Below are 16,990 nucleotides of genomic sequence, written 5' to 3' on the forward strand. Positions count from 1 at the left end.
GCGGCATGAGGTTCCGAAGACGCTCAGACGTGTGATGTTCCGACTGCGGGCAGCCGGTAGGTTCGGACGGCGTTCCGGTGAAAGACGGCGTCGGTGGCCGCGTGGTCGGCGAGCGCCTCGTGGACCAGCTCCAGCCAGGTCTCGTAGTCCGTCGCCAGGGTCATGACGGGCCAGTCGCTGCCGTAGAGGCAGCGACTGGGGCCGAACGCGTCGAGGGCTTCGCGCACCGCGTCCACCACGAGTGAGCGGGCGGTACCGGGGGTGGTTTCGGTGGCCAGGCCGGACAGCTTGCACAGCACGTTGCCGTGCCGGGCCAGCCGGTGCAGGTCGCGGCGCCACCGGTCGTACCCGGGGCCGCCCGGCGACGGCTTGCCGAGGTGGTCCAGCACGATGGTCGTCCGCGGGCAGGCGGCGGCCAGCTCGGTCAGCTCGGGCAGCTGAGGGGCGCGGACGCAGGCGTCGAACGGCAGCCCCGCCTCGCCCAGCAGCCGAACGCCCGCCCGGAAGACCCGGTCGCCGAGGAAGCCGGGCGCCTCGTCCTGAACGTTGCGCCGGACGCCGACCACGAACGGGTCACCGCCGTGCCCGGCGACGAACCGGCCCGCCGCTGCCGGGCGCTCGAGGTCCGCGTGCGCGACGATGCCGCGGATCCAGGGCCGCTGCCGCGCAACCTGGCGCAGCCACGAGATTTCGGCCGCGGCGTCCGCGGGTGTCCGGCCCGCTTCGACGACGATGACGCCGTCCCGGCCCGGAGGTCCGGGGAAGTCGCCGGGGGTGAACGGCCGGTTCAGGTCCGCGACGTCGTCGAGCCACGGGTAGCGCAGCCGCCGCGGGTCCCAGAAGTGGACGTGCGTGTCGAGGAACCCGGTCACGCCCCGCTCCCGGAGACCGGCTCGTCGAACGGGGTGGCGTAGGAAGCGGGGCGGGCCCGCAGCGCCAGCTCCAGTGTCAGGCGAATCCGGGTCGACCGGGGCAGCTCCACCCGCAGCCACGGGCCGTCGACGTCGATCGACGCGGACGTCACGGCCGGCTCGCCGTGGCCGTAGTCGTAGAGACCGCCGATCCACGACGGGTCGTCGCACACGCTGTAGCCCGCGGTGCGGATGTGGTGCTCGGCGAAGGCCCCGGCCTGCACGATCACCGACCGTGCCGCCAGCGGGTCGAGGTTGACCAGCTCGAGCACGGTCGCCTCCGGGGCGATGTCCGAAACCAGCGCCGCCACCGACGGCGGCAGGCCCGGGCGCCGCGCCCGCGCGTCGTAGTAGCGGACACGGGCCTGCTGCAGGCCGCCGTTGTAGACGACCTGCGGCCCGCCCCAGGTGAGCTGGACCAGCGCCTCGGTGACCACCGGGTTGGACTGCTGCCACAGGTGGATGTCGGCCTCGGGGACGGCCAGGTCGCGGTAGCGCTCCATGCGGGCCAGCCGGTGCCGCACCTGGGCCTGCGCGGCGGCCAGGATCCGCTCCGGGTAGCCGGGATCGTCGCCCGCGAGGTAGGCGAACCACGGCTCTTCGTGCCCGGCCTCTTCCTTGCTGCGGAAGGATCGCACGGTGCGCCAGTCGTGGCCGCCGGCGGCGCGCAGCCGGTCGATGCGGTCCCGGTCCCCGGTGGCGGCGGTGTGGTGCCACAACGCGACCGGGACGCCCATCAGCATCGGGTTGTAGTCGAACCACCCGCGGTCGTCGTGGCGGTAGGGCACGTGCAGCGTCGGCCGGTGCACGTCCTCGCGCAGCTGGACCGACCACTTGGACTCGAGACTGGAGTCCGCGTCGGTGAACGCCATGACCTTGCCCTGGGCGATGATCTCGTCCAGCACCGGGCGCACCAGGTCGGCGAACGTGTCGTCGCCGGTCGCGAGCGCGGCCGACAGCGCGCCGACGACGGCGGCGTGCCCGACGCTGTACCAGCCGTGCGGCCACGACCAGCCGTAGTGCCCGCCGTACCAGCGGCCCTCCAGCAGCCCGCCGACCGTGCCGTCGGGCGCGACGTTGTCGGGCAGGATGCCGCCGTTGGCGGCCGCGCGCTCACGCCACGCGCCCACGTACTCGGCGAGCCAGTCGCGGTAGCGCGGCTCGCCGGACAGCAGCAGGGCGTTGAGGACGAGCCCGGAAGCGGCCAGGTTGACCGCGGTGTCGCCCACTCCCATCCGCCGGCGCATCTGCTCGCCCATGATCGAGCCGTCCGGCGGCAGCCACTCCAGCGGGAAGCCGTACGTCCTGGCCTCCCGGGGCAGCCACGGGTAGGAATCGCCGTCGAAGAGCCCTTCGCGCGCCGGGTCGCTGCCGTTGTGGGGGCGCCGGATGATGCGGTGCCCGGGGTCGTAGTTGCCGTGCGCGGGATCGACGTAGAGCTCCGCGAACCGCAGCGCCCGGTCCCGCCACCGCGCGGGCGCGGCCATGCACAGGAAGTACAGCAGCAGCAGGCTTTCCCCCTGGTGGAACCAGTCGTAGCCGCGTTCGTACCCGTCGTGCAGCATGCCCAGCTCGGTCAGCTGCCGGGTGACGCCCTCCCAGTGGTGCTCGGACTGGGCGAGCAGGTCGTCGGCGCCGCCGAGCAGGTAGAGCTGGGGCCAGTTGAAGAACGTCTCGTAGAAGTCGTCCACGCCGTCGCGGGTGGTGAGCTCACCGTCGTAGCGCAGCCGCCCGTCCGGGCCGGTGAAGTCGCGGGCGAACCGGCGCCAGGCCTGGTCGAGCAGGGCGAACAGCTCGCGCTGCGCGAGGGCCCAGCCGGGCGGTTCGAGCAGGGGCACCGAGGCCGTGATGACGGGGTGCATCAAAGTTCTCCATGGTGGTCACTCCTTGGTCGCGCCGGCGAGCATCCCGGTGACCAGGAAACGTTGGGAGAAGAGGAAAACGACGAGGACCGGGGTGATGGCGAGCAGCGTGGCCAGCGCGAGCTCGGGGCGCTGGACCGCCGCGGTGCCGACGGTCGGGTTGAACTGCGGGACGGCGTCGAGCAGGGTGCCCAGGCCGACCTGGACGGGGAACTGGTCGCTCTCCGGCAGCAGGACGTACGGCAGGAAGTAGTTGGTCCAGTTGGCGACGAAGCTGAAGAAGCCGACGAGGGCCACGACCGGGGCGGCCAGCGGCAACGCGATGTGGCGGAACACGCCGAACGGCGAGCAGCCGTCGAGCATCGCCGCGTCGATCAGGTCGCGGGGCAGCGCGGTGCTGAAGTAGATGTAGGTCAGGTACACGCCGAACGGATAGAACGAGTAAGGCAGGACGATCGACCACATCGAGCCGATCAGGTGGACGGCGTTGATCTCGAGGAACAGCGGCACCACCAGGGTCGCGTTCGGCATCAGCATGACCACCAGCGTCGCGACGAGCAGGGTGCGCCGGCCGCGGAACTCGGTCATCGCGAGGGCGTAGCCGGCCGGGATCGCCACGCACAGCGTGATCGCGAGCGCGGCGAACGAGTACAGCGCGGAGTTGCCCAGCCACTCGAAGATCGCGTTGTCCCCGAAGGAGGTCAGCGCGGTCCAGTTGGCCCCGAGCGCTTCCCACGAGCCGAACGACAGCGGGTGGCCGTGCACGAGCTGGTCGTCGGTCTTGGTGGCGGCCAGCAGCAGCCACAGCACCGGGAGCACGAAGAAGACCAGGAACAGCGCGAGCACCAGCAGCGACAGCGGGTTCGGCAGCCGCCGACCCGGCCTAGTCGGCATCGAAGAACCCCGATCGCGCGACGAACACGCCGGCGACGACCACGCCGATCACCAGCAGCTCGACGGAAATGGCCGCGGCCGTGTTCACGTTGTTGTTCTGGAAGGCGAAGTCGTAGGAGAGCTGGTTGAGCGAGTAGTCGCGCCCGGCGACGCCGACGCTCGCCTGCGAGAGCAGCTGCGGCTCGACGAACAGCTGGGTGCCCCCGGCGAACGCGAGGATCACCATGTAGACGATCCACTTGCGCAGCAACGGGATCTGGATGCGCCAGGCCGTCTGCCACGCGCCCGCGCCGTCGATCCGTGCCGCCTCCAGCAGGTCGGGGGAGATGTTGTTCAACGCGCCGTACATGACGACGATCCAGCCGCCCGCGCCGGTCCAGAAGGCGATCATGGTGAACAGCACCGGCAGGTGGCCGGGCGCGACGACCTTGCCGAAGGTGTCGAACCCGAGCGCCCGCAACAGGAAGCTCACCGGGCTCACCGACGGGTCCAGCATGAACAGCCAGACCAGCACGCTGGCCGCACCGGCCAACGCCCCGGGGATGTAGAAGAGGAAGCGCAGGGTGGTGCCGCCCGCCCGGGACCGCAGCCGGTGCAGCAGCAGCGCCAGCCCGACGACGAACACCACCAGCGACACCAGCCAGAACAGCAGGTAGAGCGCCACGTGCCCGACCGCGGCGGCGTACCGGAAGTCTTCGGCGGCCTCGACGAAGTTCGCCAGGCCGGCGAAGCGGTCGCCCGCGTCGGTGAACGCGAAGTACACCGCGTACACCGTGGGCACGACCCCGAACGCGACCAGCAGGACGACGTAGGCCGCGACGAAGAGGTGGCCGGCCCGGCCCGGCCGGAGCGTCCGCCGTCGCGACGGTGCCCCGGCCGGCCGGGCGGCCGTGCTCACTGGGCGACCTCGTACCCGTTCGACTTCGCGTGGTCGGTGATCGCCTTCTGCCAGTCGGGCAGCAGGGAGACGATCGTCTTGCCGGCGGTCTGGCCGGGGGTGACGGTCGCGGCCCAGATCGCCTCCTGGCTGAACTGCCCGTAGCCCCAGCCCGGCCACACCTGCGCGGCGGCCGTCTGCAGCGGTTCGGTGACGTCGCCGGCGTAATACCCGCTGGCCGTCTGCTTCGCCAGCCAGGCCTTCGCCGCGCCCGTGTGGGCCGGGTAGCCCGGGGCGACCTGGCCCTGGTAGTCCGGCGCGGTCGTCACCCAGGTCAGGAAGTCGGTGGCGTCCTTGAGGTTGGCGCTGTGGGCGGACATCAGCCAGGTGCCGCCGCCGACGTTGCCGACCGACGGGGCCGTTTCGCCGGCCCATTGGGGCATCGGCGCGACGGCGATCTGCCCCGGGGGAGTCTTCAGGGACTCCTGGAAGATCGATCCGCCGAACCAGGACGGCCCCGGCAGCATGAGGATCTTGTCTCCGGAGTTCTTGTCGAAGTCCGAGCTGAACACGCTGCTGGTGGACATCGCGTGGTTCGCGACCAGCGTGTCGAGCAGCGCCGCCATCCGGGTGCAGGCGGGGCTCGTGGTGGTCACCTTCACCTTTTTCGGGCCGGTGATCTCGTTGGCGCCGCACTTGCCGGCCCACAGGTAGATCTCCGGGGTGAAGTTGTCGCCGGCCGTGCCGACCAGGTAGCCGGGGTGCTCGGTGGCGACGCGCTGCCCCAGCGCCTGGTACTCCTCCCAGGTCTTCGGCACCGGGTAGTTCCACTGCCGCATCAGCGAAGCGTTGTACCAGAGCACGGTCTGGGCGAGGTCGTTGCGCAGGCAGTAGAGCGTGCCGTCCACGGTGCAGGGGGCGTTGGCGCCGGGGGCCCAGCCGTTCAGCGTGGCCTCGGGGATCTGGCCCTTGTTCAGGGGTGCGGTGAAGCCGGCCTGGACCGCCCAGGACGTCTCGTTGTTCTGGGTGCTGAACACGACGTCCGGCCAGCCGCTGCGGGTGCGGTTGAACAGGCTCACCTTGGTCTGGAGGTAGTTCGAGCCGTTGGCGTCGCCGTCGTAGGTGACGATGTCCAGCTTCACCGACGGGTGCTGCTTCTGGTACAGCTGCGCGGCGGGCAGCCGCGTCGAGTCGACCCACACGGTGAGCTGTCCGCCGGTCTGCGGCACCGGCTTGAACTCGCTCTGGGCGCCGGTACCGCTGTCGCCGTTCCCGCAGGCCGTGACCGCGGCGAGGACGGCCGCGACGCCGAGCACCAGTCCTGCGGACCGCCGGCGGCGCCGGGCTGGTCTCCTGCCTCCGGTGGCTGGGGCTGTCATGAGCTACTCCACTCCGTCGTGGGGGCCCGCAGGTCTACCTGATCAGGCAACGTCGTCCGACGATGTGTCCGACACATCGTGCGTTGCCGGCGGGTGTCGTCTATGAGAGTCCGTGCAGGGCCCGTAGTCAAGAGGGAACCTTCGAGAAAATGTGTCGTACTTATTTCTGCCGCCGCGACTCGGATGTATGCTTCATGGTCGCTGAGCGTGAAGGAGGCGGTGGTGGACGGCGTGCCCGCATCGATCGAACCCGGTCCGGCCGGTGGCGACCCGCCCGGGACCCCGCCGCCGACCTCGTACCGGCCGGGCTACGAGCTCGTCGCCGAGCAGATCCTCCGGCTCATCGCCGAGCTGCGGCTGCGGCCGGGCGACCGCATGCCGACCGAGAACGAGCTGGCGGCGCGGATGGGAACCAGCCGGACCGTGGTGCGCGAAGCCGTCAAGATCCTCTCCGCGATCGGCCGGGTGCGCGCCCAGAAGGGGCGCGGCCTCTACGTCGCCGACGACGAGGGGATGCTCGGTTCCGCGCACTGGGGCAGCTTGTTCCTGCCGACGGACCTCGAACACATCTACATGCTGTTCGAGTTCCGCCGCGTCCAGGAGATGACCGCCGGCCGGCTGGCGGCGACCCGGGCCACCCCCGGCGAGCTGCGGTCGATCGAGGCGGCGGCGGAGACGTGCCGCCAGGGTCACCTGACCGGCGAGGCGGCGCTGTTCGATCGCGGGGACGACGAGTTCCACCTCGGCATCGCGGCGGCGTCCCACAACCAGTTCCTCCTGGCCGCGGTCCGCGAGGCGCGGCGGCTGCAGCACCAGTCCAGCACGATCGGGCTGCACGGCACCGTCGGCGGACACGCGGCCGAGGCGATCGACGAGCACGCGGCGATCTACCGGGCGATCCGGGACGGCGACCCGGAGGCCGCCGCACAGGCGGCCGCGGTCCACCTGGACAACACCCTGGAGGACTACCGCCGCGAGATCCAGCGGCGCGTCTTCGGCTGAGGCCGCGGTCGATCACAGCGGCGGTCGTGAGCGGAAACAGTGTTGCAACCCTGTGCTGTTTCAGGACCTCACGGACAGATCTGTGTCAGGACTTCCCGGACAGTTTGGTGTTGGTGAGGCGTTGGTGACGTATCGAGCGGTTCTAGCGTGAGCTGGCGGGCGACGGTGTCGCCGATCATGACGGTGACCCGGTCGCCAGGCGGCGCCGCCCCAGTCGGCCGGCTGCGCGGGCCCGGTTTCCCACCACGTCGGCGCGGCCACGGCCGGGGAACCGCTGTCGGCGCCCCACACTTCGACGGTCCAGTAGTTCCGCTTTCCCGCCGCGGCAACGGGTCCGCGGTAGGGCACGCCGACGGAACCGGCGCTCGCGACCTTGCCGCTGTCCCAGACGTCGGCGCGCTTTTCGGTGAGCAGGCGCGGATCGGTGGCGACGAGGATCCGGTACGCCGTCTGCCGGGCGCCGGGTCGTCCGGAGCGCAGTTTCCAGCTCAGCGCCGGCGCGCTGCTCGCCGCCAGGGGAGTGGTGACGTTGCCGGCGCGCAGGTCGAACGCTTGGAGCGCGGAATCGTGCGCCACCGCATCGGCGGGCGACGCCGCGAGCGAGACGGAAAGCACGGCGGCCAACAGAACGAGCACGGCTCGGGGGCGGTGACCGGACATGAACACTCCCTTCGCGAGTCGACTCCGTCGTCGGCCTTGGCGGTGATGTCCATCGGTGTTGAAACGTTTCAAGCAATTTTAGCAGCACGGTTACCCGTCGCCCAGGTTGTCCACGAGACAGAAAGCCGGAAACGATTCCGGCGCCCTGGTGCGGGCTCACTCCGGCCGGTCACCCTCGCCGCGAGCGGTTTCGCCGACCGGCAGCCAAACCCGCATCGCCGTCGGCCCCCGCTCCGCCCACCGGTGGTACGGCACGAGATCCAGCTCGAACGCCGCACCGCTCTCGGACGTCCCCGGCGACCCGTAAGGCCACGAACGTTCGCCACCGGCCACCGCACGCGCCCGCGCCAGCACCCGGCCGTCGCGTTCGGTCAAGCCCGCCGGGTGCACCTCCACGTCGTCGAGCCGGATACCCGGCAGGTCCAGTGACTCCGCGCAGAACACCAGCGGCCCGCGCTCCACGGCGACGCACCCGCGAACCGCGTCGACGCGCCGGTCGGGCCAGGTGAACCGGGGACGCAGCGGGAGGCGCAGCCGCAGTGCCTCGCCCGCCGTGAACACCCGGTCCACGGTCACCAGGCCGGGGGCGACCGGCCGTTCGCCGCCGTCGTCGAGCACCGCGCCGGACGCCCACGGCGGGACGCGCAGCCGCAGGGCCACCGGATCCCGGGGGGCCGACAGCACGCGGATCGTCACCTCGCCGTCGTCGGGGTACGCCGTGGCGACCTCGATCGCGAACCGGCCGCCCGCCAGGTCCGTGGTGACGCGGGACGGCGCGTACTGCAGCAGCGTCAGGTCACGTTCCCCGGCCGAGGCCAGGTAGGTGTGCCACGACGCGAGCGTGCGGGCCACGTTCGTCGGGCAGCACGACACGTCGAACCACGCCGCGCGGGACCCGCCCTCGGCGCGGGGGCTTACGGTCGCGTCGTCGCCCGGTTTCCCGGGCGCCCGCTGGTGGAGCGGGTTGGCGTAGAAGAACGCCTTCCCGTCGGAGCGCGGGGACGTCGCGATGATGTTGTAGAACGTGCGCTCCATCAGGTCGGCGTACCGGACGTCGCCGGTCGCCAGGTGGAGCCGCCACGACACCATGATCGACGCGACGCCCGCGCAGGTCTCGCAGTACGCGCGGTCCGGCGGCAGTTCCCAGTCCTCGCCGAAACCCTCGTCCTGGTGCCGGGAGCCCATGCCGCCGGTCAGGTACGTGCGCCGCGCGACGGCGTGCTCCCACTGCCGTTCGATCGCGCGGAGCAGCGGCGCGTCGTCCAGCTCGACGGCGACGTCCACCGCCGCCGCGGCGAGGTAGAGCGCGCGCACCGCGTGGCCCCGGAACGTCGTGGCTTCCCGGATCGGGACGTCGTCCTGGAAGTACGCCCGGCCCAGCGGGATGTCGCGCAGGGTCCGGTGGCCGCGCCGGTCGAGGAACCGGCGTGCCTGCTCGACGTACCGGCTTTCGCCCAGCGCCCGGCCGAACTCCGCGAGCCCGGCCTCGATCTCCGGGTGGCCGCAGATCCCGGCGGTCGCGAACACCTCGCAGACGTGGTCGGCGGCGCGGCGGGCGATGTCGACGAGGTCGCCGTCCCCGGCGGTCCGCAGCCGGGCGACCGCGGCCTGCAGCAGGTGGCCGGTGTTGTACAGCTCGTGGCCGTCCTCCAGGTCGCGGTAGCGGGGAGGCCGGCCGGGGTGGCCGAAGCACGTGTTCAGGTAGCCGTCGGCGTCCTGGGCCCGGCCGACGCGGGCGGTGAGCCGGCGGATCGACTCGTCGACTTCCGGCGCGCCGGATCGGCCGTGCTCCCAGCACATCGCCTCGATCAGCTTGTAGACCTCGGAGTCCGAGAACGGCCACCCGGGCCGCTCCGGGCCGGTCGTGCCGTCGGCGACCCGGTCGAAGTTGGCGAGCCAGCCGAGCTCTTCCATCCACCGTTCGCAGTGCGCGAGGGTCTCGGCCGCGTTCGTCTCCTGCCGCTTCGCCCAGAACCCGCCCGTCAGCGTGACCTCCTTCAGGCCGAGCGGGCGCCGGTCGCCGCGGGAGGGCACGACGGGACGGCCGCCCGCCGGGTCGGTGCCGAGCACGGTCACGCGGGCTCCCAGGGCAGGTCGGCGCCTTCACGGGTGAAGACGGGGATGCGGTCGAGGGGCGCGGCGACGTCGCGGGTCGTCCCGCCGTCGACGGTCTCCCCGGTGGCGGCGTCCACCCACCGGCTCCCGGCCGGCAGGTAGACCGGGCGCGAGCGCTGCCCGGGTCCGCTGATCGGGGCGACGAGGATGTCGGGGCCGAACAGGAACTGGTCGTCGACCTCCCAGGCGATCGGGTCGCCGGGGTGGTCGACGAACAGCGGCCGCATCGGCGGCAGTCCGTCGCGCGCCGCGGCACGCATCTGCTCGTGGATGTAGGGCCGCAGCCGTTCCCGCAGGCGCAGCAGCCCGGAGATGATCTCGTACGCCTCGTCGCCGTAGGACCACACCTCGTTGGGGCCGCCGGTCTGCGCGTACGACGTCGGCGTGCGGGGCTCGCGGTCGCCGTGCAGCCGGAACAACGGGCAGAACACGCCGTACTGGAACCAGCGGATCATGAGCTCCCGGTAGGCCGGGTCACCGGCGTCGCCGCCGTGGAACCCGCCGATGTCGGTGGTCCACCAGGGGATTCCCGAGAGCGCGACGCCGAGCCCGGCCCGGATCTGCTCCCGCAGCGACTGCCACGTCGCCGGGATGTCGCCGGACCACACCGCGGCGCCGTACTTCTGCGCCCCGGCCCACGCCGAGCGGCACAGCAGCACCGTCGGTTCCCGCCCGGCCGCGGCCATGCCCTCGGCGAACAGGCGGGCGTTGTCCCGCGGGTAGATCGTCGCGACCTCGGCGCCCGGCCCGGCGTAGAAGGCCAGGTTCCCCGGCTGGGCCGGGTTGAGCTCGGGTTCGCTCGCGTCGAGCCAGAACACGTCGATGCCCTGGTCCAGGTAGTTGCGCCGGACGACGTCCCAGACGAACTCGCGCGTCTCGGGGTTGGTCGGGTCGTAGAACGCGACCGGCATCGGCACGGCCATGCCCTTGTCCTGGATGGTCTGGTGGAACTCCACGCCCTGATCGGAGCCGACGAGCAGGCCGCGGTCCCGGTACTCGGCGAAGTGCTCGCTCAGCGGCGAAACGGTCGGCCAGATCGACACCATGAGCTTGACGCCCATCCCGGCCAGCTCCTCGACCATGCCCGGCACGTCCGGCCACTCGGTCTCGTCGAACCGGAAGTCGCCCATCGCCGTCCAGTGGAAGTAGTCGGCGACGATCACCGACATCGGCAGGCCGCGCCGGTGGTGCTCGCGCGCCACGCCGAGCAGCTCCTCCTGGTCGCGGTAGCGCAGCTTGCACTGCCAGAAGCCGCTCGCCCACTCCGGCAGCTCGGGCGGGTGACCCGTGGCGTCCGCGTACCGCGCCAGGATCCCGGCGGGACTCGGAGCGGCGGTCAGCCAGTAGTCGATTTCCCGCGCCTGGCCCGCCTGCCAGCGGGTGACGTTCTCGGAGAACTCGACCCGGCCGACCGCCGGGTTGTTCCACAGCAGGCCGTAGCCGCGGCTGGACAGCACGAACGGGATGCACACCTCGGCGTTGCGCTGCACTAGGTCCAGCGACAGGCCCTTGATGTCCAGCCGCCCGTGGGTGCGCTGGCCGAGACCGAACAGCTTTTCGCCCGGGTAGGCCGCGAATTGCTGGTGGATCTCGTACGCGCCGGACCGGTTGCCCTGGAAGACCCGCGCGCCCGGCATCCAGAAGTGTTCGCGGCGCTCCGCCAGCAGCTCCGCCCCGGTGCTGGTGCGCGTGAACGTCAGCAGCGGTTCCGGGTAGGCGGCGGCGGTGTCGAAGCCGACGTCCACGGTCAGCTCGCCGTGGACGAAGACGGCGTGCCGGTCCGAGGTCTTGACGACCGGCGGCTCGGTGGCCGGCGGCCGGTCGAGCGCGCCGTGGCTTTCGGCCGGGATCCGGTAGGGCGCGGCCCGGACGCGGACGCTGTCGTGACCCCACGCCACGATCGTGAGCACCTCGTGGCGGTGCCGCACCTCGAGAGCCGTGCCGGAAGAGCGGAAGAGCACCAAGGGAAGACTCCTAGTCCTTGACCGCGCCGGCGGTGACCCCGCCCGCCACGTACCGTTGGGCGACGATGAGCAGGATCGCGGCGGGCACGGACGCCACCGCGGCCGTCGCCATGATCGAGTTCCACTCGGTCGTGTTGTTGCCGATGTAGCGGTAGATCCCCAGCGTCACCGGGACCATGTCACCGTTGCGGTCCAATGTGGACGCGAAGATGAAGTCCGACCAGGCCCACAGGAACGCGAACAGCGAAACCGTCAGGATCGCGTTGCGGCTGATCGGCAGCACGATCGACGTGAAGGTGCGCCACGTGCCGGCGCCGTCGATCCTGGCCGCCTGCAGCAGCTCGCCCGCGATGCCGGACATGAACGTGGTGAACACGAGGACACCGAACGGGACCGCGATCGTCGAGTCGGCGACGATCAGGCCCCACACCGTGTTGAGCCAGCCGAGCCGGACGTAGATCGCGTAGAACCCGATGGCCATCACCACGCTGGGGATCATCTGGGCGACCAGCAGCACGAAGTTGAGCGTTCCCTTGCCGCGCACCCGCAGCTTGGCCAGCGCGAACCCCGCCGGCGCCGCGATCACCAGGGTCAGCGCGACGCAGCCGAGCCCGACGAACAGGCTCGTGCCCAGCGCCGGGAACTGGTCGCCGACGACGTTCGCGTACCCCTGCAGCGTCGGGTTCTCCGGGTACCAGTGCGGCGGGTCGGCGCGCATGTCCTCGGTCCTGGTGAGCGAGACGTTGACCATCCAGTAGACGGGGAAGAGCATCAGCGCGGCCAGGACGACGCCGAGTGCTGTCTTCCACCAGGTGCGTTGCCGGGTCATGACCGCTCCTGACGCCGTTGCAGGTGGAGGTAGAGGAACCCGAAGACCAGCGCGATCACGATGAGCAGGTTCCCGATCGCCGCCGCGGGCGAGAAGTCCGGCTGGCCGGTGCCGAACGCCTCCCGGTAGGACCAGACGGCGAGGGTCGTCGAGACGTTCCCCGGACCGCCGGTGGTCATGATCCAGATGACGTCCACCACCTTGAGGGTGTAGACGAGGCCGAGCAGCAGGGTGATCGCCGAGACCGGCCGCAGCATCGGCACCGTGACGCGCCAGAACTGCTGCCAGGCGTTCGCGCCGTCCAACGAAGCCGCTTCGTAGAGGTCTTCGGGGATGTTCTGCAGTCCCGAGTAGAGGATCACCAGGTTGAACGGGATGCCGAGCCAGATGTTCGCGACGAGCACCGAGGTCAGGGCCCAGTCCGGCGAGGTCAGCCAGTTGACCTCGCCGATGCCGAACGCCCGCAGCACGGAGTTCACGATGCCGGTGTCGCTGTTGAGCATCCACGACCACGTCGAGCCCGACACGATCAGCGGCAGCAGCCACGGCACCAGGAACAGCGCCCGCAGCAGCCCGGACAGCCGGAAGTTGGCCCGGAAGAACACGGCCAGCGCCAGCCCGATGAGGTACTGCGCGGCGATCGACCCGAAGGTGAACACCACGGTGTTCCGCACCGCGGGCCCGAACGCCGGTGAGCCGAAGAGGGCGGCGTAGTTGTCGAAGCCGACGAACTTCGCGTTGCCCAGCACGAAGGCTCTCGCGTTGTAGGCGTGCACGCTGAGGTCGATGTTCCGGATCAGCGGGTAGGCGTAGAAGACCGCCAGGTAGACCGCCAGTGGCGCGAGGAAGCCGAGCGCCGCCCACTGCGCCGGGCGCCGTCCCCGCCGCTTCCCGGTGGCCGGGGCGGGCGCGGACTCCGCCCGGACCCGCCGTTCGGCCACCGCGGTGTTCGTGTTGGCACGCATGGAATTCCTTCGTCAGCGGACCGCGGCGGACGCGGTCTTCTGCGCTTCGCTCAGCGCGTCCTGCGGGGACTTCGAGCCACTGAGCGCGTTCTGCACGGCGGTCCACAGCGGTTCGGAGATCTTCGGGTACTTGGTGCCGAGGTTGTCACTCGTGCGCCCCTTGGCGTGGCGCACGGCTTCGACCCACTGCTTCAGCTCGGGGTGCTGGGCCAGCAAGGCGTCCTGGCCGGCCTTCGTCGGCGGGACGTAGTAGGCGAACGTGTTCGCCGTCTCGACCATGCCCTGGGGGGTGGTCATGCACTCGACGATCTTCTTCGTGACGGCGTAGCGCGCGTTGTCCTTCTGCACCGGCACGGTGAGGAACTCGCCACCGGTCGGGGCGGGCGCGACGCCGCCGGTGCGGCCGGGGAGCTGGATGACGCCGGTGGGGAACTTGGCCTTGGCGGCGCTGGTCACCTGCCAGGTGCCGTTGACGGCGAACCCGAAGCCGCCGGTCAGGAACTCCTCCCAGGAGGTGTTCTGGGAGTTGCTGATGACGGAGTTCGGCGCGTACCCGGACTTCAGCCAGCCGGTCCACAGGTCGAGCGCGGCCACCGCCGCCGGCGAGTCGAGCTGCTTGAGGTCGGCCCCGGCGCCCCAGAACCACGGCAGGAACTGGAAGGAGCCTTCCTCCGTGCCGATCCCGGCGAACGTGATGCCCTTGTGCCCGGCGGCCGCCACCTTCTGCAGCGCCGCGGTCAGGCTCGCCCAGTCCTTGACGGACGCGGGATCGACCCCGGCGGCGTCCAGCACGGCCTTGTTGTAGTAGATCGCCAGGGTGTTGGCGCCGATGGGCACGCCGTAGGCCTTGCCGTCGACGACGCCGGCGGCGAGCAGGTTCTGGTCGATCCCGGTGGTGTCGAGGCCGAACTCGTCCATCGAGGTCAGCATGCTGGTGCCGGCGAGCGTCGACACCGCGGGGTTGTCGAGCAGGATCACGTCCGGCGACGTGCCCTCCTGCGCGGCGAGCAGCGCCTGGTTCGTCAAAGCGGTGGTGTCGTAGGCGGTGCGCTTGATGGTGACCCCGGCCTGGCCGCCGCACGAGTCGACGCGCTTGGCCCAGTCCGAGGACGCCTCGTGCTGGGGGTAGGGGTCCCACCACGTGTAGGTGCCGTTCGCGGCGTTGCCGCCACCGCCGTCGCTCGCCGACGAGCACGCGGTCAGGCCGGTGACGCACAGGGCCGCGGCGCCGAGGGCGATCGCGGTGCGAGCGGATTTCGATGAACGCTTCACTGGATTCCTCCTTGAAAACGTGAAGGGCTAGGGACGGAGCGGGGGACGGCCCGTGCTGCCGCGGTCGGCGAACTCGGGGGCGAGGAGCCGCAGGACCGGCGGCTCCTCGCGGGCCTGCGGCGACTCGATCCGCCGCACGAGCTGACGCACGGCCTGCTCGCCCAGCCGGTCCGGCGCGCTTTCGATCGACGAGAAGGGGAGCGAGAAGGTACGGGCGAACTCGTCGGAGTACCGGCCGATCACCGACAGGTCCTCGGGCACGCGCAGCCCGCGGGCGGTCAGCACCGACGGCAGCGCCGCCGCGGCGGCCTCGTTGTTGAGCAGCAGGCCGGTCGCCGCCGGGTGGGCGTCGAGGAGGCCGTGCAGGTCCTGCCCGACCTCGGGCTGGCGGGAGGCGCCGAACACGGCGTGGATCTCGATGCCGCGCTCCCGCGCCTCCCGCAGCGCCGCGTTCTGGAGCCGCCAGACGTAGGCGCCGCCCCGTTCCACCACGTGCTCCGGCTGCGACACCAGGATCAGCTCGCGGTGGCCGTGGGCGTGCATGTGCTCGACCATGAGGCGCCCGGCCGCCTCGAAGTCGAGGTCGAACACGTCCACGCCCGAGCAATCACCGGGCATCCCCACCAGGGCACCGGGTTGCGGAGCCGACCGCAGGATCGGCACCCGCTCGTCGTCCTGCGCGACGTTGAGCAGGACGACCCCGTCGACCATGCGGGAGCCGGTGATCCGGGTGAGCGCGTGCGCCCCGTCGGCCTCGGTCACCAGCAGCGTGTCGTAGCCCAGCGCGCGCGCCGTGTCCGAGACGCCCAGCATGTACTGCAACATGGCGGGCGCGAACTCGTCCGAGAAGAACTGCGCGAGCAGGCCGACGACCATCGTCTGGGACGTGGCGAGCGCCTTCGCCCCGGCGTTCGGCGTGTAACCGAGCTCCAGGGCCAGCTCCCGCACCCGCCGGCGCACGCCGTCCGAGATCGCGCGCTTGCCGGACAGGGCATAGGACGCCGTACTGCGCGAGACGCCCGCGGCCTTGGCGATGTCGCCGATGGTGACCAACTTTTCCTCCGGTCCGGGTTCAACGCGCGGGTGCGCTGAAGGGGGCGATGGTGATCCGGTCCAGCACCGGCGCCCACCGGGAGCGCAGCGCCACGCCGGGGAACGTGTCCGAGGCGTAGGTGGTGCCGTCGAAGTCCGGCAGCTCGCCGGACCGGAACGTGAGGGTGTTCTCACCCGGCCTGAGCTGGACCGGCACGGTGAGCTCCCAGAAGTCGTCCTGGTGGAAGCTGTGCGGGAACAGCACCCGGTGCGCGGCCCCGCCGTTGACGGAGACGTCCGCGTGCCGGGCCACCGGGTCGGGGTTGTAGTGCGTGGCGCTGCTCCTGAGGGTGAGGGACGTCAACGTCGTAGGGGCGAGGATCGGACTCTGCGTGGTCGAACCGGTTCGCCGGCGGTGATCGTCGAACCGGTTCGACGGTCGGGATTCAGCGCCCATTGTGAGCGCTAACACGGACGGATGACAACCCCCGGATCCGGCCGGGGAGAGTTGGCCGGTTCCGCGGTCATCGGGTGACCGGCCACCGGTGGCGCGCGCCGCTGCCTGTCGCGGAACCTCCGCGGGGAGTGGCCGCTACGTCGCGTGGATCCGTGCGGTTGCCCCGCGAGACGACGTTTCGCCGAGGGGCGAAATGTTTCCGGGTCGGTTGACGCTGTTCGCGCGCCGCTGGCAAGTTCGATTCCACGAGGGTGCCGTCACCCGGCCGGGGGATGCCGAGGTGGCGATCCGGCACTCTCGCAACTGGGGAGCAGTACCGGGGGAATCCGTGCCGGGCGACGACATTTTCTGAGCGGCCGGGGGAATTCGGCCGAGGTGGTTCGCCCGTACCACATCTTCGTGCTGTTTCTCCGACCTGGCTGCGGCCATTTCCCTTTTGTCGCACGAGAAGCCGAGAGAAAGCGTTGTCTTCATGAAATCGAGAACCAGGGTGTTCGCTGTCCTCATGTTCGCGTTGTCGGTGGTGCTGGCGGGTGTGACGCCGGCGCCGGCGGCCCCGGCGCAGACTGTGGAGCTGGCGGGGCCGGCGGGGAGTGGTCTTCCGCCGTATCTCGCGGTGATCAAGCCGGTGTCGGCTGAGCGGCTGGGGTCGAGCTGGCATGAGGGGTGCCCGGTGGGTCCGGATCAGTTGCGGTTGGTGAGCTTGCCGTTCGTGGGGTTCGACGGTGGGGTGCACCGGGGTGAGCTGGTCGTGAACGCCGATCGTGCGGT

General features: G+C 71.1%; 14 protein-coding genes and 1 pseudogene. 2 read left to right on the plus strand and 13 right to left on the minus strand.

The features are described from left to right. Window positions 1-23: 23 nt before the first annotated feature. The 5 genes from ABZ342_RS42885 to ABZ342_RS42905 are packed head-to-tail and all read right to left on the minus strand — an operon-like array spanning window position 24 to window position 5,923. Window positions 24-872: an amidohydrolase family protein gene (locus tag ABZ342_RS42885; RefSeq protein WP_360486042.1), complete on the minus strand. Its 849-nt coding sequence runs from the start codon at window positions 870-872 to the stop codon at window positions 24-26. Next, complete coding sequence (locus tag ABZ342_RS42890; RefSeq protein WP_360486045.1) at window positions 869-2,773, minus strand: hypothetical protein; 1,905 nt, start codon at window positions 2,771-2,773, stop codon at window positions 869-871. Before ABZ342_RS42890 ends, ABZ342_RS42885 begins: the two co-directional genes overlap by 4 nt. 18 nt (window positions 2,774-2,791) lie before the next feature. Beyond that, complete coding sequence (locus ABZ342_RS42895; protein WP_360486048.1) at window positions 2,792-3,667, minus strand: carbohydrate ABC transporter permease; 876 nt, start codon at window positions 3,665-3,667, stop codon at window positions 2,792-2,794. After that, window positions 3,657-4,565, minus strand: coding sequence for a sugar ABC transporter permease (locus ABZ342_RS42900; protein WP_360486051.1), 909 nt, complete (start codon window positions 4,563-4,565; stop codon window positions 3,657-3,659). The genes ABZ342_RS42895 and ABZ342_RS42900 overlap by 11 nt, the downstream gene beginning before the upstream one ends. Continuing rightward, window positions 4,562-5,923: a carbohydrate ABC transporter substrate-binding protein gene (locus ABZ342_RS42905; protein ID WP_360486054.1), complete on the minus strand. Its 1,362-nt coding sequence runs from the start codon at window positions 5,921-5,923 to the stop codon at window positions 4,562-4,564. The genes ABZ342_RS42900 and ABZ342_RS42905 overlap by 4 nt, the downstream gene beginning before the upstream one ends. A gap of 207 nt (window positions 5,924-6,130) precedes the next feature. Between ABZ342_RS42905 and ABZ342_RS42910 the strand changes: the two genes are divergently transcribed. After that, complete coding sequence (locus ABZ342_RS42910; protein ID WP_230862456.1) at window positions 6,131-6,925, plus strand: FadR/GntR family transcriptional regulator; 795 nt, start codon at window positions 6,131-6,133, stop codon at window positions 6,923-6,925. 60 nt (window positions 6,926-6,985) lie between these two features. Here ABZ342_RS42910 and ABZ342_RS42915 read toward each other — a convergent pair whose 3' ends face one another. The 8 genes from ABZ342_RS42915 to ABZ342_RS42950 form a co-directional block, all read right to left on the minus strand. Continuing rightward, window positions 6,986-7,585, minus strand: coding sequence for a hypothetical protein (locus tag ABZ342_RS42915; protein ID WP_360486057.1), 600 nt, complete (start codon window positions 7,583-7,585; stop codon window positions 6,986-6,988). Window positions 7,586-7,741: 156 nt separating this feature from the next. Beyond that, window positions 7,742-9,661, minus strand: a complete 1,920-nt coding sequence (locus ABZ342_RS42920; protein WP_360486060.1) for a beta-L-arabinofuranosidase domain-containing protein — start codon at window positions 9,659-9,661, stop codon at window positions 7,742-7,744. After that, entirely contained in the window at window positions 9,658-11,664 is a 2,007-nt protein-coding gene (locus ABZ342_RS42925; protein ID WP_360486063.1) for a TIM-barrel domain-containing protein, read from the minus strand. Before ABZ342_RS42925 ends, ABZ342_RS42920 begins: the two co-directional genes overlap by 4 nt. 10 nt (window positions 11,665-11,674) lie before the next feature. Further along, window positions 11,675-12,493, minus strand: coding sequence for a carbohydrate ABC transporter permease (locus ABZ342_RS42930; RefSeq protein WP_360486066.1), 819 nt, complete (start codon window positions 12,491-12,493; stop codon window positions 11,675-11,677). Further along, on the minus strand, window positions 12,490-13,458 hold the full coding sequence (locus ABZ342_RS42935; RefSeq protein WP_360486069.1) for a sugar ABC transporter permease: 969 nt from the start codon (window positions 13,456-13,458) through the stop codon (window positions 12,490-12,492). The genes ABZ342_RS42930 and ABZ342_RS42935 overlap by 4 nt, the downstream gene beginning before the upstream one ends. A gap of 12 nt (window positions 13,459-13,470) precedes the next feature. Beyond that, a complete protein-coding gene (locus ABZ342_RS42940) occupies window positions 13,471-14,730 on the minus strand; it encodes an extracellular solute-binding protein (protein WP_360486072.1) in 1,260 nt (419 codons plus the stop codon). Window positions 14,731-14,757: 27 nt separating this feature from the next. After that, window positions 14,758-15,783: a LacI family DNA-binding transcriptional regulator gene (locus ABZ342_RS42945; protein ID WP_360486074.1), complete on the minus strand. Its 1,026-nt coding sequence runs from the start codon at window positions 15,781-15,783 to the stop codon at window positions 14,758-14,760. A gap of 19 nt (window positions 15,784-15,802) precedes the next feature. After that, window positions 15,803-16,126, minus strand: a complete 324-nt coding sequence (locus tag ABZ342_RS42950; RefSeq protein ID WP_360486077.1) for a hypothetical protein — start codon at window positions 16,124-16,126, stop codon at window positions 15,803-15,805. 598 nt (window positions 16,127-16,724) lie between these two features. Between ABZ342_RS42950 and ABZ342_RS42955 the strand changes: the two are divergent. Then, window positions 16,725-16,990, plus strand: a pseudogene (locus tag ABZ342_RS42955) (M15 family peptidase); the annotation flags it as partial.

This window comes from Amycolatopsis sp. NPDC005961, from assembly GCF_040629235.1.
Taxonomy (GTDB): Bacteria; Actinomycetota; Actinomycetes; order Mycobacteriales; family Pseudonocardiaceae; genus Amycolatopsis; species Amycolatopsis camponoti.

Excerpts from the sequence above, each read along its gene's own strand:
- ABZ342_RS42915 (WP_360486057.1), bottom strand. The coding sequence starts at position 7,585 with ATGTCCGGTCACCGCCCCCGAGCCGTGCTCGTTCTGTTGGCCGCCGTG.
- ABZ342_RS42895 (WP_360486048.1), bottom strand. The coding sequence starts at position 3,667 with ATGCCGACTAGGCCGGGTCGGCGGCTGCCGAACCCGCTGTCGCTGCTG.
- ABZ342_RS42935 (WP_360486069.1), bottom strand. The coding sequence starts at position 13,458 with ATGCGTGCCAACACGAACACCGCGGTGGCCGAACGGCGGGTCCGGGCG.
- ABZ342_RS42890 (WP_360486045.1), bottom strand. The coding sequence starts at position 2,773 with ATGCACCCCGTCATCACGGCCTCGGTGCCCCTGCTCGAACCGCCCGGC.
- ABZ342_RS42905 (WP_360486054.1), bottom strand. The coding sequence starts at position 5,923 with ATGACAGCCCCAGCCACCGGAGGCAGGAGACCAGCCCGGCGCCGCCGG.
- ABZ342_RS42930 (WP_360486066.1), bottom strand. The coding sequence starts at position 12,493 with ATGACCCGGCAACGCACCTGGTGGAAGACAGCACTCGGCGTCGTCCTG.